General features: G+C 50.3%; 13 protein-coding genes. 2 read left to right on the top strand and 11 right to left on the bottom strand.

Translation table 11 applies throughout. The features are described from left to right. Window positions 1-155: 155 nt before the first annotated feature. Window positions 156-425: a type II toxin-antitoxin system Phd/YefM family antitoxin gene (locus ACLR2L_RS00310; RefSeq protein ID WP_413364664.1), complete on the top strand. Its 270-nt coding sequence runs from the start codon at window positions 156-158 to the stop codon at window positions 423-425. Window positions 426-1151: 726 nt separating this feature from the next. Here the strand turns inward: ACLR2L_RS00310 and ACLR2L_RS00305 are convergent. From ACLR2L_RS00305 to ACLR2L_RS00260, 10 genes are all read right to left on the bottom strand, one after another. Beyond that, entirely contained in the window at window positions 1152-2633 is a 1482-nt protein-coding gene (locus ACLR2L_RS00305) for a bifunctional GNAT family N-acetyltransferase/carbon-nitrogen hydrolase family protein (RefSeq protein WP_219993922.1), read from the bottom strand. Between the two features lie 241 nt (window positions 2634-2874). Further along, window positions 2875-5115, bottom strand: a complete 2241-nt coding sequence (locus tag ACLR2L_RS00300) for an Orn/Lys/Arg decarboxylase N-terminal domain-containing protein (protein ID WP_413364662.1) — start codon at window positions 5113-5115, stop codon at window positions 2875-2877. Between the two features lie 332 nt (window positions 5116-5447). Continuing rightward, on the bottom strand, window positions 5448-5924 hold the full coding sequence (locus ACLR2L_RS00295; protein WP_413364660.1) for a hypothetical protein: 477 nt from the start codon (window positions 5922-5924) through the stop codon (window positions 5448-5450). Window positions 5925-6044: 120 nt separating this feature from the next. After that, window positions 6045-6941, bottom strand: coding sequence for an alpha/beta hydrolase (locus ACLR2L_RS00290; RefSeq protein ID WP_413364658.1), 897 nt, complete (start codon window positions 6939-6941; stop codon window positions 6045-6047). Between the two features lie 4 nt (window positions 6942-6945). After that, the gene (locus ACLR2L_RS00285) at window positions 6946-7770 is read right to left on the bottom strand and encodes a fumarylacetoacetate hydrolase family protein (protein ID WP_413364656.1); all 825 of its coding nucleotides are present in this window, start codon (window positions 7768-7770) and stop codon (window positions 6946-6948) included. A gap of 24 nt (window positions 7771-7794) precedes the next feature. Next, window positions 7795-8697 (bottom strand): VOC family protein, encoded by a 903-nt coding sequence (locus ACLR2L_RS00280; RefSeq protein ID WP_413364654.1) that lies wholly within the window; start codon window positions 8695-8697, stop codon window positions 7795-7797. 2 nt (window positions 8698-8699) lie between these two features. Next, window positions 8700-9125 (bottom strand): GlcG/HbpS family heme-binding protein, encoded by a 426-nt coding sequence (locus ACLR2L_RS00275; RefSeq protein ID WP_140960806.1) that lies wholly within the window; start codon window positions 9123-9125, stop codon window positions 8700-8702. Continuing rightward, the gene (locus tag ACLR2L_RS00270) at window positions 9122-10702 is read right to left on the bottom strand and encodes a bifunctional 3-(3-hydroxy-phenyl)propionate/3-hydroxycinnamic acid hydroxylase (RefSeq protein ID WP_140960809.1); all 1581 of its coding nucleotides are present in this window, start codon (window positions 10700-10702) and stop codon (window positions 9122-9124) included. Before ACLR2L_RS00270 ends, ACLR2L_RS00275 begins: the two co-directional genes overlap by 4 nt. Window positions 10703-10713: 11 nt before the next feature. Next, on the bottom strand, window positions 10714-11955 hold the full coding sequence (locus ACLR2L_RS00265; RefSeq protein ID WP_140960811.1) for an amidohydrolase family protein: 1242 nt from the start codon (window positions 11953-11955) through the stop codon (window positions 10714-10716). Between the two features lie 95 nt (window positions 11956-12050). After that, window positions 12051-12950 carry a LysR family transcriptional regulator gene (locus tag ACLR2L_RS00260; RefSeq protein ID WP_413364651.1) on the bottom strand — a complete coding sequence of 300 codons (900 nt, stop codon included), beginning with the start codon at window positions 12948-12950 and terminating at the stop codon, window positions 12051-12053. A 123-nt stretch (window positions 12951-13073) separates the two neighbouring features. Between ACLR2L_RS00260 and ACLR2L_RS00255 the strand changes: the two genes are divergently transcribed. Next, window positions 13074-14390: a family 1 glycosylhydrolase gene (locus tag ACLR2L_RS00255; RefSeq protein ID WP_413364649.1), complete on the top strand. Its 1317-nt coding sequence runs from the start codon at window positions 13074-13076 to the stop codon at window positions 14388-14390. Between the two features lie 58 nt (window positions 14391-14448). Here ACLR2L_RS00255 and ACLR2L_RS00250 read toward each other — a convergent pair whose 3' ends face one another. Then, a complete protein-coding gene (locus ACLR2L_RS00250) occupies window positions 14449-15162 on the bottom strand; it encodes a hypothetical protein (protein ID WP_413364647.1) in 714 nt (237 codons plus the stop codon). Window positions 15163-15229 lie beyond the last annotated feature (67 nt).

Below are 15229 nucleotides of genomic sequence, written 5' to 3'. Positions count from 1 at the left end.
GACAGTCGCATGACTTTCGTTTGCTGTTTACCAACTTATTGCACCTCACCCCGTCGCCCCATAATCGCATCGCGATACCAAGGGGCTCGCGAACTGGATGTTTATTTAGTGGTGCTATAAACTGGTATTTTAAATAGGTGCTAAAGAGTGGCTTTATGACGATAAAGTTTTCGGAAGATGTTATCCCGCTGTCTGATTTGAAAGTTAACCCCGGTAAAGTTGTTAAGCACGCAAAAGACTCTCACAGACCCGTGCTGGTGACTAGCCGAGGCCGCGGTGTTGCCGTGGTTCAAGGAATCGAGGACTATGAAAAGGCAATTGAAGAGCTTGCGTTTGTAAAAGCCATTGCTGCTGGCATGCTGGACGTAAAAGAAGGAAATGTTCTCAATATTAGCGACGTTAAGGCAAAATTTGGGATTGAGTAGTGAGAGTCGACTTTTCTGCATCGGCGGTGATGGACCTTGAAGATATCATTGCATATTACGTCGAACAACATGTGCCAGAGATTGGCAAACAATATGTTTCTGAAATCGTCAGGCACATAGAAACGCTGCCTGTAATACCAATTCGCATAGAAGTTTGCTCACTCAGCAGCACTGGCAGGCTTTTTAGCTAGGCTTGGTTGCACAGGTTTGGTGGTTCCAAATCAAGCAAGCGTAACAACGCTAAAAAGTCTGCCAGTTCGCCCTTAGGGAGTTGCCCGAAGGGAGTGGCCAAAACGACTTACATCTGTGTTGCGCCCTCTGGACATAGAATGACTATGCCTCAGAGTGCGCGTCGTGATCTAAGTCGTTTTCGACTAGCCCTCAGGGATCACTCTGAGAGGGCAAACTTCTATGCGAATTGGTATAAACCTATGATAGGCAGAATTGTGCCGGAATTTGAGCAGTCTCACATACGGGAACTAATTCACCCGCCATTCAGGATTGTTTATATGTTAACGCCAGACGCTCTGGTGGTGATCAGAGTTTGGCGTTCCGAAAGGTTGCTAAAACTGCCTTAAATGCCAGCGTGTGCTAAATGCTGTGAAAACGGCTTATGTGGCGCTGACTTGGACAGGCAGAAAGCCAGTAATTCTCTCTGGCTTGCCGTAACCTGAAATCCACAAAGCGGTGCCTGCAATTCCTGTAATTGCAGCACCGCCTCTGAACTTATAAATCTTTAACCAGTTTCAACTGATACAAATCGTGGCGACGGTCGCGCATGGTATGCACTGCGCCATGGTTATGCAGTTGTTTTAGCAGGTCTAAATTTACGTCCACAATTAAGGTCATTTCTGAATTGGGGGTGGCTTCGGCTTTTATGCCCGTTGTGGGGAACGAAAAGTCTGACGGCGTGAATAAAGCCGACTGGGCATATTGAATGTCCATGTGATTCACTCTTGCCAGATTACCCACAGCGCCGGCAATGGCCACATAACACTCATTTTCGATTGCGCGTGCCATAGCGCAATGACGAACGCGGGTATAGCCGTTTTGCGTGTCGGTTAAGAAGGGAACAAACAATATATTCATGCCCTGATCAGCGAGTAAGCGGCTGTATTCAGGGAATTCAACATCGTAACAAATCACTATGCCTATTTTGCCGCAATCCGTATCGAACACCCGAATATCGTTACCGCCCGACATCGCCCAGTTGCGCACTTCAGAAGGCGTGGGGTGAATCTTATCATAGCGCTCACAACTGCCGTCCCGACGGCAAAGATACCCGGAGTTATACAGTTTGTTGTTATCAATTAGCGGCATGCTGCCGGTGATGATATTGATGTTGTAGGTAATGGCAAACTCAATAAATTTATCGCGGATGGCATCTGAGTGTTTAGCCAGTTGTCGAATCGATTCGGTAAAGTTCAGGTGATTAAACTCTGCCATCAGTGGGGCCTGGAAAAGCTCCGGGAACAAAATGAAATCGCTTTTGTAATCAGACACTGCGTCTACATAGAATTCCATTTGTTCGAACAACTCTTCAATGGTATCCATGGGGCGCATTTTCCACTGCACTAATCCCAACCTCACTTCTGAGCGTTCCGCATTTATCAGCTTTACCGATTTGGTGTAAAAAATATTCGCCCACTCAATTAGTGTGGCGTATTCCAACGACTCAGTATCGTCTGTGAGATACCCTTTGAGCAGTTTGCGCACGTGAAAATCGTTGGCGAGCTGAAAGCTCAGTACCGGGTCGTAAAACTCTTTTGCTTTCACTTTTTCGATGTATTGTTTGGCAGACATTTTGTCTGAATACTGAACGTATCCAGGCATGCGTCCACCCGCTATGATTGAACGCAGGTTCAGGTTCTCACACAGCTCTTTACGGGCATCATAAAGTCGTCTGGCTAAGCGTAAACCACGGTACTCCGGGTGAATAAATACTTCGATTCCATATAACACATCGCCTTTGGGATCATGCGTGGTGAACCGGTAGTCTGCTGTAATGTCATCATAGCTGTGATCATCGCCAAATTTTTGGTAATCAATAATCAGTGATAGCGCGCAGCCCACGACTTTTCCGTCTACACAAACACAGATTTGCCCTTCCGGAAATTTGGTTAATAACGTTGTGAGGATCTTGTCGTTCCAGGCGGCAAGGGTAGAGTTTACGTACACCTCTTTACAAGCTTCCCGCAGCTCAGTCATGTCTTTAAACGTTAAATGGCGCACTTCTACATGATTAGCATCCACAATGGCCTCCGGTTTATGAAATAGGTAAAGTTAGCCTTCTTATACAGCCTGAAGCTTACAGCATTAAAGTCAAGCATAACCGCTGTTATTCTCACGCTTTACATCCAGTAACCCAAAAAAAAGCTGCTAACCGTTAACCGGAAGCAGCTTTAGTATCGTTAAGACGTAGCGGGGTTTTGCCCCCAAACAAACGGCGTTATTCGCGCACGCAATCAATGCTGTAATGGGTTTTGCCGTCTTTCACTTCTTTTACCAGGCCGTGAATATAGGTCTCGAAGCCTGGGAATCTTTCATTAAAGTGGCTGGCGAAACGCAGGTATTCCACGCAGGTTTTATTGAAGCGTTCACCCGGTATCAATAGCGGAATACCCGGTGGGTAAGGCGTTACCAGCATGGCGGTAATACGGCCTTCCAGTTCTTCAATAGGTACCCGGTCAACTTCCCGGTGCGCCATTTTTGACCACGCATCGCCTGGGCGCATAGCCGGAGTAAGGTCGCTCATATACATGTCGGTAGTGAGTCGGGCAATGTTGTACTGAGCGTACATCTGGTGGATTTGATGACACAAATCGCGCAGTCCCATACCTTCATAACGGCGGTTGTTTTCTAAAAACTCCGGCATACAACGCCACAATTGCATGTTGGTGTCGTAACAATCCTTAAACTGCTGTAATTCGGTTACCAGGGTGTTCCAGCGGCCTTTGGTGATACCAATGGTAAACATGATAAAGAACGAATACAGACCGGTTTTTTCTACCACAATACCGTGTTCACTCAGGTACTTGGTTAAGATACAGGCCGGTATGCCTACTTCGGCAAACTGTCCGTCAACGTCGAGCCCTGGCGTTAAAATAGTGGCTTTGATTGGATCCAGCATATTGAAACCATCAGCCAGGTTACCAAAGCCGTGCCAGCGTTCATTTGCACGTAATGTCCAGTCTTCATAAGGGCCCATGCCTTCTTCGGCTAACTCGTCGGGGCCCCACACTTTAAACCACCAGTCTTCACCCCAGGCTTCATCGACGTTGCGCATTGCACGTCTGAATTCCATGGCCTCGGCAATAGATTCCTGAACTAATGCGGTTCCTCCTGGTGGCTCCATCATGGCGGCGGCCACATCACATGAAGCAATAATCGAATACTGCGGCGATGTGGAGGTGTGCATCAGATAGGCTTCGTTGAATAATTCTTTATCCAGAGAATAGTTCTCGGCATCCTGCACCAGAATTTGTGATGCTTGTGAGATGCCCGCCAGTAACTTGTGAGTACTTTGGGTAGAAAATACCAGCGATTCTTTACAGCGCTGTCTGTCCTGTCCCATGGCATGAAAATCGCCGTAGAAATCGTGGAATGATGCATGTGGTAACCAGGCTTCATCGAACAGCAGTCCGTCTATCTTGCCGTCCAGTTCCTGCTTGATTTCCTCTACGTTGTACATCACGCCGTCGTAGGTGCTCTGTGTAATAGTTAGCAGGCGTGGCTTGGCGTTTTTATCGGTAATAAAGGGGTTGGCAGCAATTTTCTTCTGGATGTTTTCCCAATCAAATTCACTGCGCGGAATGGGGCCAATGATGCCGTAGTTGTTGCGGGTTGGCATTAAAAATACCGGGATAGCTCCCGTCATAATAATGGAGTGCAACACTGATTTATGGCAGTTGCGGTCAACAATAACCACATCGCCAGGCACCACGGTGGAGTTCCACACAATCTTGTTCGACGTAGAGGTACCGTTGGTGACGAAAAATAAGTGGTCTGCGTGAAATATTCGCGCAGCATTGGCTTCACTCTCTGCTACCGGTCCGGTGTGGTCGAGCAACTGGCCTAATTCTTCTACCGAGCTGCACACATCGGCTCGTAGCATGTTCTCACCAAAAAACTGATGGAACATATGCCCAACCGGGCTTTTCAGGAAAGCTACGCCGCCAGAGTGTCCGGGGCAGTGCCAGGAATACGAACCATCGGCTGCGTAGTCTACCAGCGCGCGGAAGAAGGGTGGCGGCAGTGCGCGAATATACGCTTTGGCTTCTCTCACTACGTAGCGGGCAATAAACTCTGGCGTGTCTTCAAACATGTGAATAAAGCCATGCAATTCACGCAGTATGTCGTTGGGAATATGACTGGACGTACGGGTCTCGCCATACAGGAATATGGGTATGTACTGGTTTCGGTGGCGTAACTCTCCAACGAAGGCACGCAGCTGCGCCAGCGTGTCTTCCGCCCGTTCATCACTGAATTCTTCGTCATCAATACTTAAAATGAAGCAGGATGCCCGACTCTGTTGCTGAACAAACGACGTGAGGTCGCCGTAACTGGTTACCCCCAGTACTTCCATTCCTTCGTCTTCTATGGGTTGTACCAATGAACGGATACCAAGACCTGAGGTGTTTTCTGACCGAAAATCTTCATCAATGATGATGATGGGAAATTTAAAACGCATTACGAATCCCGTTTTAGTGTGATTAAGCAGGGGTGCCTGAATGTAAACTTCCACGCATGCCCTGATATGACGTAAAGGAAGCTATAGCCAACCTTATGTATAGGAAGTATATACCACTTTGCCAATACTTTTTTAACAGTACCATCTTGCCCGGCGATATTCATCCATCGATTGTTGGAAGGGTAAAATAATGCGATATAGGTAAGCGAGGGAGCGTGCTTATCTGCTTACCACTTCCATGCAAATTGGCATGAGTAAGCGTTGTAGCAAAACTTAAAGGTGAGGGAGTATTACCCGTAAGACGAACAGGGGCATGGTTAGCCCCTTTCCAATCAGGCAGCGTAATCGCGCAAAGCAAACTGCAGGGCAATGTACGACACCATGCCGCCGAGCAGGCCGCCCCATACCGTTTTCAGGATAAGTGCCTGAGTAAACGACACACTGCCAATGGCTGCCGACAACAGAACAAACAGCAGCAAAGACACTACACCACTGGCCAAGGCAAATAAGAGTGCCCGTACAAAAGGATGAGCGGGTAACTTCGAGGCTGATTGCGCGCTGCTCTCAATGCTTACCTGGCCGGCTTTAATGCGTTTACGGGTTAAAAACGACGGAAAAAATGCCCCCATCAGGCCAATGGCGAGCCCCTGAGGTACTGAGTCGATCAACAAACCGCCTTCGCCGGTCATGCCGATATGCGATTGACCAGAGAATATCAAAAACACAAATAGCACACTGAATATAGCGTTGATCACGGCACCGATGAGTGTTTCGGTGCGCACATAGCGTTGTAGGGTGGGTGAGTTCATAGCTTGCTCCATGTAATTATGTTGTTAACAGTAAGCGAGCAGATAGCACAGCAACACCGGAATTTATGCATACCTGCCATAACGATTTTCGATAGCCATCAGACTATGAACAACGCAGTGTTAGCGGTGAGCGTTAAGAATATCGTGGATGAAGCCAACGATTTCATCAGCCAGGCGAGTGTCACTGGTGCCGAGGTGTCCGGCAATCGAATAATGGTTGTGACCAGACAACACTAATACGCGATCTAGGCGCTGATTATGGATGAATCGCTGTTCAACCAGACCCAGCCACTCCTGTTGGAAGCGCGAAGGGTCATATTCGCTGCAAGCTATAAATAGCGGTAGTGGGCACTTACTTATTGTTGGCATGGCCATACGCGTTTCGTAAAGCGCGTGGTCGCCATAGTAGATCGTGTCGCGGTCATCCAGTGGGGTGGCACCGTACAAGCCAGAGAGGAACAGCAAGCCTTTCACTGTATCCTGTGCTTGGTATTGCTGATGGTAAGTGGCAACGTGATTGGCTCCGGCCGACGTACCCATTAGAAATATTGCATCCGGGTTTCCGCCGTAGTCAGCAATGTGCTGCTTCAGCCATGTCACTACAGCAGCCAAGTCATCAGCGCCAGCGGGCCAGGTATGCTCAGGCGCAAGACGGTAGTTAATCACTACGCCCAGCATGTCATATTCGGCTGCCATGCGGCCAACGCAGGCATTATACCAGCGGGTGGTATCGCCTTTGTCGCCTTTCAGAAAGCCACCGCCATGCACAAATACCAGCACCGGGCGCGACGAGGTTTTACGCGCGGCCAGGTCGTTGTGCAAAGCAGTTGGGCCATAAATGTCCAGTCTGTGCCGAGGGTGTTCGCCGTAGACAACATCGGTAGCGAGCGCCGGTTGGCGTGCAACCAACGCGGTTTGCTCTTCTGCAAATACGGCTAGCATGCCTTCCATCATGGCGGGCCCCATTTCGGTGCCAAGGGCCGCTATGCCATTACGCGCTGACGCAGACTGTTTCATGGTGTTACTCCGCTACAATAGTGTTGCTAAGCGTGCCCATTGGGCCAATCTCTACGGTTACCGTGTCACCGGGTTTCATCCACAGCGGCGGTGTGCGTTTCGCACCTACACCACCGGGCGTACCACTGGCAATCACATCGCCGGGCTTAAGCGGGGTAAAGCTGGAGATATAGGCGATAACCGTGGCGATGGGGAAAATCATATCACCAATAGGCTGCTGCTGAACGACTTGATCGTTTAGCTTAGTGGTGACATTCACCTCAGACAGATCACCCGCTTCGTCAGGTGTGATCATATACGGGCCGAACGGGCCGGTAGTCGGGAAGTTTTTACCCGGTGTAAACTGGCGGCTGTGCCATTGCCAGTCGCGTACAGAAGCATCGTTAAAACAAGCGTAGCCAGCTACATGTGACATGGCGTCGGCTTCGCTGATGTAGCGCCCACCTTTGCCAATGATAACCGCCAGCTCGCCTTCGTAATCCAAATCGGTAGACACTTTGGGCATAACGATAGGCTGATTATGCGCGCCTAAGGAGTCGGCAAAGCGCACGAAAATAGACGGATATTCCGTTGCCGCGCGACCGGTTTCCTGACGGTGTGTTTCGTAGTTGTGACCTACGCAAAATACCTTGCCCGGATTGGGAATAACCGGTGCCAGGGTAACGCTTTCAAGAGCAAGCTGTTCGTCGCTGCTCAGCGTAGCCAGGGTACCGGCATCCAATGCCGCTTTTAAGTCAGCAACCTGACTGGTTAACACTTCAATGCTGTCACCGTGCAAACGGCCAAATCCGGCGCTGCCATCACTAAGGGTAAAACTAACGTATTTCATATTGATTGCTCACTTACTTACTGTTCAGGCTGGCTGCCAGGTACGTTTAAAGGGGAAGTTCGCTTCGGCTACTTTTAAGCCAGCAAAGTCTTTGTCGGACATGCCCCATTGATCAATGCGGTTTTCCGGCCAGGTCCAGTCTTCTGGTGCACCGGCCTGATAGTCTTCAGGTACAATTTCTACTGCTGTTGAAAATTCAACAACGGCGCCAAATGGCGCAATAAAGTAGGCAAATACGTTGTCGCCGGGGCCATGGCGACCCGGTCCCCAGGCTGGGGCGTATTTGTGATCACGCAGGCGGCCTACGCCGCGCATCACTGCGTCCATATCGCTCATTTCAAAGGCAATATGGTTAAGTGAGTTGAAGCCTGCACGCGCAAATGCGGTGCTGTGGTGCGAGGCATTACAGCGCACAAATACCATGCCTTTGGTACGGTCTGACACGGTAAAATTTAAAATATCTTCTACCGCCAAACCTGATTGTTCGGCATCCACTGAGTTACACACCACATGGGTGAGTTTTACCGGCAATTCCGGATCGTCGATGGGGGCTACTTCTTCACTGCCGGCTAAAAAGCGGAACAGTTCGCCTTCTGGCAATTCCACAATGATGCCCTGACCGCCGCCCAAGTCGGCTGACGTTTCAGCGATCACATTGAGATTTTTGGCCCGTGCGTTGCGTTCGATGCGGTCAATATCGTTTGGTTCGCACACAAAGGTAACGCTGCGCACGAACGACTCGCTGCCTTCTTCCAATGCAACGAGGTACGGGAAGCTGCCCGAACCGCGAATATAATGGGTTTTGGCTTTGGCGTCCGGGCGGTTATCCGCCGGACTGGCTGCCAGTTTGGTATGCCATATGTTTACCATAAAGTCCGCGGCTTCAGCGGCGTTTGGCAGAACCATTTCAATACTGCGTAATCGCATGGTTACTTATCCTCGCTAAATTGCAGCGCTGCGATACCCGCTATTGCGCATTGTTCGTCTACATCACCGGTGTCACCGCTAATGCCAATGGCGCCAAGCAGTGTGCCATCGGGGGCTTTAATTAAGTTGCCGCCAGGCGAAAGAGCGATTTCGATACCTGGGATTGCGGTCAGGCTGGCGAAGAAAATGGGGTTGTTTTTGGCTTTCTCGGCGATGCCGCGTGTGTTAAAGCCCATGCCCAGTGCGCCTTTTGCTTTGGCATGTGCAATGTCACCCCGGTATAAACTGGCACCGTCCTGACGTTTAAATACTACGGTATGACCGCCCGCATCCAGAATGCTTACGGCCAAAGGTGATACGCCATGTTCGGTAGCGTAGGCGAGGGTGGCATTTGCCACACACTCGGCTTGTTGTAAGGTCAGAGTCATTGCACTGCTTCCTGTTGTTCATGGTATGCCGATGCGCCAAACAACTGATTGGCCAGTCTGTTCAGCAAGTCGCTGACAGTGGTTTCAGTGGCTGTGCCGTACACATAGTGATCGGGGCGAAGTAACACGGCGTCAGCACCTGCATCTGCTAACCACTGGCTTAAGGCATCGCACTTAATGGTGGAAAGCAGCGTTGCCTGAACATCGAGTTGTTGTTGCAGGCCGGTTAGCACTTTTTGGGTTGTGGCCGACAAAGCATTGCTATTTACCAACAACTGCCACTGACCACTGGTCACGTCGTCCAGCAACTTGTGCTCGCCATTAACGTCAACCCAGGGTTGAATAAAGCGTGCACCGGCCTTTGCCGTGCCGTCTGCTACCAGGCCGTTGCGTACCGGCGGAATAAGGTCGGCAGCAGTGGTGGGCAATTCATTGCGCTTTACCTTCTCGCGAATAGTGGCATCGCGCTGTGCGGCTTGTGCCGGGTCGAGCATACAAATGTAGCGGCCCGCATCCACGGCGGCGTTGATAACGGCTCGCACATGCGGATCCCGTTCGGTTTGATAGGTATCGAGTAAGCTATCCGGGGATAAACCCTTTAATACCAAATCCAGTTTCCAGCTCAGGTTTACCGCATCGCGGAAGCCATGACACATACCCTGTCCAAAAAATGGTGGAGTCTGGTGAGCGGCATCACCGGCTAAAAATACATTACCTACCCGCCATTGTTCGGCTACTAAGCCGTGGAATCGGTAGGTTGCTGCGCGCACAATCGTGTGGGGCACGTCTTTAAGCCAGGGTTTGAGCAATGCTGCTACGTTTTCCGGTTGCATCATTACATCGTCATCTTCACCGGGCTTAAGCATTAATTCCCAGCGACGGTGATTTCCCCGTCCTGGCACTACCGTAGCCGGGCGGTTGGGATCGCACATCATCACAGAAAGCTGCTGAATATCGCAGTCGTCTGGCAAATTGGCGATGGGGGGAAATGTTACCGGGCCGTCTACTTCGGCATCGACTACTAACCAGGGTTCTTCAAACTGTAAGTCGTCAAGTTTTACACCCAGGGCTTTGCGAACCTGGCTACGCGCACCATCACAGGCGATCACGTATTTCGCGCCAGCTGTGTATTTGTTGCCGTCGCACACCAGCGTAAGTGTAACGCTGGACTGTGTGCTGTGCAGATCAATCAACTCGGTACCCAGTTCAACTTTCACATTGTCGAATCGGTCCAGTGCATTGCGCAGGTGATCCTCCAATTCGGGTTGATAGAAAAAGTAGTCGTTTGACCAACCAAAAGGACGCGGCTTGCCCGATGTACCCATGTAACGCAATACGCCGTGGTCGGCCCCTACGTGCAGGTGGCCTTCGGTATCCCGCATATCGGGCAAAATGGTGTTGTGCAGGCCAATGTCCTGGAACAGGCGCACCATTTCGTGATCCAAATGTACGGCCCGGGGCAGCGGATAAGGGTTGGCTTCGCGTTCTACTACCAACACACTCCAGCCTTGCTGACCCAGAAAATTGGCCGCAAGCGCCCCTACCGGCCCGCAGCCGATAATTGCTATATCATACATAGTGACAGCTCCTAAGCGGCGGTGGTCAGTAATGACAACGGCAGTTTGTAGGCGTCACCGTCTTTCATGATCAGACTGATATTGGCTTTGTTTTGCAGTATCGTTACGTCTTCTGTTGGATCGCCGTCAATCAGCAGTAAATCGGCCAGATAACCGGTTTTAACTAAGCCTAACTCGTTGCCCATACCCATGATTTCACCACCGAGTTGCGTGGCTGCATGCAGCACTTCTTCCGGTGTGTAGTTGAAATGTCGCACCCACAGTTCCAAATCACGCGCATTGCGACCATTGGGGTTGAATGGGAAGCCATAGTCACCGCCGGGTAGCAGCTTCATGCCACCCGCTTTGAGTTTTTCTACCAGTTTGATTTGGTGGGCCAGTACGTCTGCCGCATCTTCCTTCATGTAAGTCATGTCCATGTGCGGAGGTGGTGTGGCATCCAATGTGGCCTGAACAATACCAATAGTAGGCGCAACAAACATGTTGTCTTTGTTGGCCAGCAGCATGTCGATGGCTTCGTCATCGGCGTACGTGCAGTGATAAAGCACGCGGAATCCGGCACGCACGCCAAGCTTAACCGCTGCGGCAGCGTGTGCATGGCCGGTTAACCATACGTCGCTGGCTTTAGCTTGTTCGCCGGCGGCCAGGATTTCTTCTTCTGAATACAGTAATTCGTGAGACGCACCGGGTTTTAGGGCGTTTTCACCAGAAATAAGAAACTTAACGGCTTTTGCACCAATATCGGCGCACTCTTTTACGAAGGCTTTCACGCCTTCCGGGCCGTGGGCATGCTGATCAGCTTTACCCGGATCCAGCGCTGAATCATTTGGCGGCTCTCGCTCAACTGACGATGGAATTAATCTTGGACCCGGTAATCCGCCACTGGTGAGGTGCTCGTTCAAACTGATTTCGAGTTTTTTGCTGAGCGCACCGGCGGAGTAAGCGCTGGTAAAACCGTGATCAAGCAGAATACGCGCATTGCGTGCAGCAGTGAGTGCCAGTTCTTCGGGGGGTAAGTACATACCCGGCACAAATTTCTCTACTGACGTTGGCCATGTCAGGTGAGCATGCGCTTCCACCATGCCGGGCATCAGCACACGGCCGTCGGCATTGATGATCCTGTCACCGCTGTTAGCGGCGATGTCGGTGTCACTGACTTCAGTTATACGGTTGCCTTCAACGGCTACCGAACCGGAAAATGGTTTGCGGCCAGTACCGTCGAAAATACGGGCATTTTTTATGATAGTTCGCATGTAGGTTGTCCCTGTTTACGTCTGGGCTATCGCTATTTTTGGCCGCAGGATATATTTGATCAAATATTTATTTTTTTGTTAAGCATAGGTAAAAGCTATGGATTGGCGTAACTTACCACATAGTCTACAAATGCCTGGGCAATAGGTGATAGTTGCCGCTCTGCCATCCACAATAAACCCACCTTGCGCTGGAAGTTAATTCCTTCAATGCCTACCGCACGCAACGAGCCCGCTTTGATTTCGGTGCTTACCAATTCGTTTGGCAATATGGTGATGTACTGGCTGTTTTTCACAATTGCTTTGGTTGAAAGAATGGAGTCAGACAGAATGACGTTAGCGGGCAAGCGTGCGCCACTGTTAATAAACAGCGCATCAATTTGTTTGCGGAATCCGCCCACGGCATCGGGCAGTACCCAATGACTGTTGCTTAGCTCGCTCAACTTTACTGTGTCACCGATGTGCTCATTACCTGGCCCAACAATCACCGAGAAAGGATCGGTTAATACCGGTTGTTCATGAAACTCTTCGTTTGTCTCGCGCATACCCGATGTAACAATGGCCAGGTCAATTTCGTAGCTGCGCAACATGTTTTGAACAACGGTGTCAGGCCGCTCCAGAATACGCAACTTGAAGCGCGGGTGCTCGGCAGAAAAGCCGCCGATAACACGCCCCATGGTGGTAGACAGCGCACCCGGTGTGCCGCCTATGGTAAGCGGACCGCCAATGTCTTCGGCCAGAAGCTGGATTTCTTCCTGGGCGCTGAGTAGCAGGCTTTCAACTGCACGGGCTTTCATTTCCAGGGCAATACCCGCCTGGGTTAATTCGATGCCCTGACGATTACGGGTGAACAGCGTGGTTTGCAGCACCCGCTCAAGCTGGTTAATGGCCACCGACACAGACGGCTGTGACAAGTGCTCGGCTCTGGCCGCGCCGCTGATGGTTCCTTCACGGCAAACAGCCAAAAACAAACGTAAGGTGCGTGGGTCGATTCTCATTGCCTGAATTCTCTTTGTATAGTCTGAAACTATATTAACAATAAAAATTATTATTTTATTTGTCACGTTATTCACGATATTTTTACAATCAGGCTATAAAAACTTAATGAATTCGAGTGCTGTATGATTAATCGACGTCAATTTCTGGCCATGGCCACTGCTACCGTTAGTGCACCGTTATTTGCAAAAGCGGCTACGTCTTCAGGTGAAGCAGGGCAGCCATTTCCGGATGATTTTTTCTGGGGTGCGGCCAGTGCAGGCCATCAGGTAGAAGGCAACAACGTGAATTCCGACATTTGGTTGCTCGAACACGTACAGCCAACGTTATTCCGCGAGCCATCCGGCGATGCCTGCAACAGCTTTATGTTGTGGGAAAAAGATCTCGATTTGTGTAAGGCATTGGGATTCAGTGCTTACCGCTTTTCAATTGAGTGGGCACGTATTCAGCCCGAGCCAGGCCTGTATTCACAGGCCATGATTGATCATTACAAGCGCATTATTGAAGGCTGCCACAAGCGCAATATGGTGCCGTTGGTGAGCTTTAATCACTTTGCCAGCCCGGTGTGGTTTGCCGCAAAAGGCGGCTGGACTAATCCTCAGGCTCCGTCGCTATTTGCTGAGTATTGCTCAAAGGCCGCTGTGCAACTGGCGGATGGCATTGGCTACGCGGTAACCTTTAATGAACCGAATCTTCTGCGTTTGCTGAAAGTACTGGGGGTACCAGATTTTGTGTGGGACATGCAGGACAAAATGCTGACTGCCGCGGCTAAAGCCACTAACAGCGAGTATTTTTGTGGTTTGAACTCAGCCCGATTGGGTGATTTGGATGTGATCAATGAACAATTACTCATTGGTCATAAGCTGGCGCGTGAAGCCATTAAAGCCCAGCGCAGCAACCTCGATGTAGGCTTTACCCTGGCGATGCTGGACGATCAGTCCAAAGGCGGCGATGCCATGCGCGATAAAATGTGTGATTACAATTACGGTGCCTGGTTAGCGGTAGAAGAAACCGACTTTATTGGCGTGCAAAATTACGAACGGGTTGAATGGGGGCCAGACGGTAAGTTGCCGATTCCGGCTGATGCACAGTTAAATCACTCCGGACATTGGGTTGAGCCCACGTCGCTGGCCAATTGCGTGCAATACACTTACAACAAAACTAAGAAGCCGATTGTGGTAACCGAGCATGGTATAGGTACCGAAGACGACAATCAGCGCAGCTGGTTTATTCGTGAGTCACTGCGCAATCTGCAACAAACCATTGAAGGCGGTGTGCCGGTGAAAGGCTATATTCACTGGACACTACTGGACAATTACGAATGGATCAGCGGTTACAACGAGCACTTTGGCTTGCATACCGTTGACCGCACCACCTTTGAGCGCAAGGCCAAGCCCAGCGCCCACGAATATGCGGCTATTGTGAAACGCAACCGCGTATAATAGTGGCGGCGGGGAAAAGTGCCCTTTCCCCGTCGCTACGCCCTTTGGGTGTTCTGGCCTAGAACCGTTGAGTGTAGCTGATCCCCATCATGCATTCAGACAGCGTGTCATCTTCATACCCATCCTTAGCTGGCTCAAAATCATCGTAATTAACTGCGAAAGTTATTTCGGAGCGACGCGATAAATTCCATATTCCGCCCACCGAGGCATTCATAGAATTGTCCTGGTCGAAGTCGTTTAACTCTCGGTATTCGCCTTGGGCAAATAGCGTAAGTTTAGGATGCACCTGATATAACACGCCCACATCGGCACGTATTTCACTGCGATTATCGCGCTCGTCTTCCAGCCACACTGCGTAATGGGTGCCAAACGTAAGCGCCAGTTCAGTCGACACCCGGTATTTACCGCTTATGCCTGCACCTACTGCATAGCTATCACCAAAGTCTTTGGACTCGTAAAAGCCCATTAACCCGCCTTCAGCCGCAAGTTCCAGATTGGGCATGCTGGCGCTATCAAAGGCGTTGAAGCGGTAGCGGACGCCCAGCGGACCAATAGTGACATCATCTGTTACACCATAGGCAAACGCAATTAACGGGGTTGTGATACTCTCACCATTGTGAGATTCGCCATAGCCAACACCAGCTATCACCACAGCCTCTTCGTCTTGCAATACTAAAGAGCGGGTTACCGGGTTGGGATCGCTATAGACTTGCTCAGCCATTGCGCAGGGAGCAAGCAACAAAAAGCAGCAACTTAATACAGAATATTTCATTGGGTTTTCCTTAGGGGTTTCTCGGTACATTGTAAGTTGGAACCATTCTGTATGAGGCGCGGTCAAG

It is taken from the genome of Alteromonas sp. AMM-1 (assembly GCF_047290655.1).
Lineage (GTDB): Bacteria > Pseudomonadota > Gammaproteobacteria > Enterobacterales > Alteromonadaceae > Alteromonas > Alteromonas mangrovi.
The sequence above is the reverse complement of the archived record's forward strand: the minus strand, read 5'-3'. Positions and strand labels throughout refer to the sequence as shown.

Bases quoted from the DNA above. Each gene is read 5' to 3' on its own strand.
- ACLR2L_RS00310 (WP_413364664.1), top strand. From the start codon at position 156: ATGACGATAAAGTTTTCGGAAGATGTTATCCCGCTGTCTGATTTGAAA.
- ACLR2L_RS00305 (WP_219993922.1), bottom strand. From the start codon at position 2,633: ATGACTGAGCTGCGGGAAGCTTGTAAAGAGGTGTACGTAAACTCTACC.
- ACLR2L_RS00300 (WP_413364662.1), bottom strand. From the start codon at position 5,115: ATGCGTTTTAAATTTCCCATCATCATCATTGATGAAGATTTTCGGTCA.
- ACLR2L_RS00295 (WP_413364660.1), bottom strand. From the start codon at position 5,924: ATGAACTCACCCACCCTACAACGCTATGTGCGCACCGAAACACTCATC.
- ACLR2L_RS00290 (WP_413364658.1), bottom strand. From the start codon at position 6,941: ATGAAACAGTCTGCGTCAGCGCGTAATGGCATAGCGGCCCTTGGCACC.
- ACLR2L_RS00285 (WP_413364656.1), bottom strand. From the start codon at position 7,770: ATGAAATACGTTAGTTTTACCCTTAGTGATGGCAGCGCCGGATTTGGC.
- ACLR2L_RS00280 (WP_413364654.1), bottom strand. From the start codon at position 8,697: ATGCGATTACGCAGTATTGAAATGGTTCTGCCAAACGCCGCTGAAGCC.
- ACLR2L_RS00275 (WP_140960806.1), bottom strand. From the start codon at position 9,125: ATGACTCTGACCTTACAACAAGCCGAGTGTGTGGCAAATGCCACCCTC.
- ACLR2L_RS00270 (WP_140960809.1), bottom strand. From the start codon at position 10,702: ATGTATGATATAGCAATTATCGGCTGCGGGCCGGTAGGGGCGCTTGCG.
- ACLR2L_RS00265 (WP_140960811.1), bottom strand. From the start codon at position 11,955: ATGCGAACTATCATAAAAAATGCCCGTATTTTCGACGGTACTGGCCGC.
- ACLR2L_RS00260 (WP_413364651.1), bottom strand. From the start codon at position 12,950: ATGAGAATCGACCCACGCACCTTACGTTTGTTTTTGGCTGTTTGCCGT.
- ACLR2L_RS00255 (WP_413364649.1), top strand. From the start codon at position 13,074: ATGATTAATCGACGTCAATTTCTGGCCATGGCCACTGCTACCGTTAGT.
- ACLR2L_RS00250 (WP_413364647.1), bottom strand. From the start codon at position 15,162: ATGAAATATTCTGTATTAAGTTGCTGCTTTTTGTTGCTTGCTCCCTGC.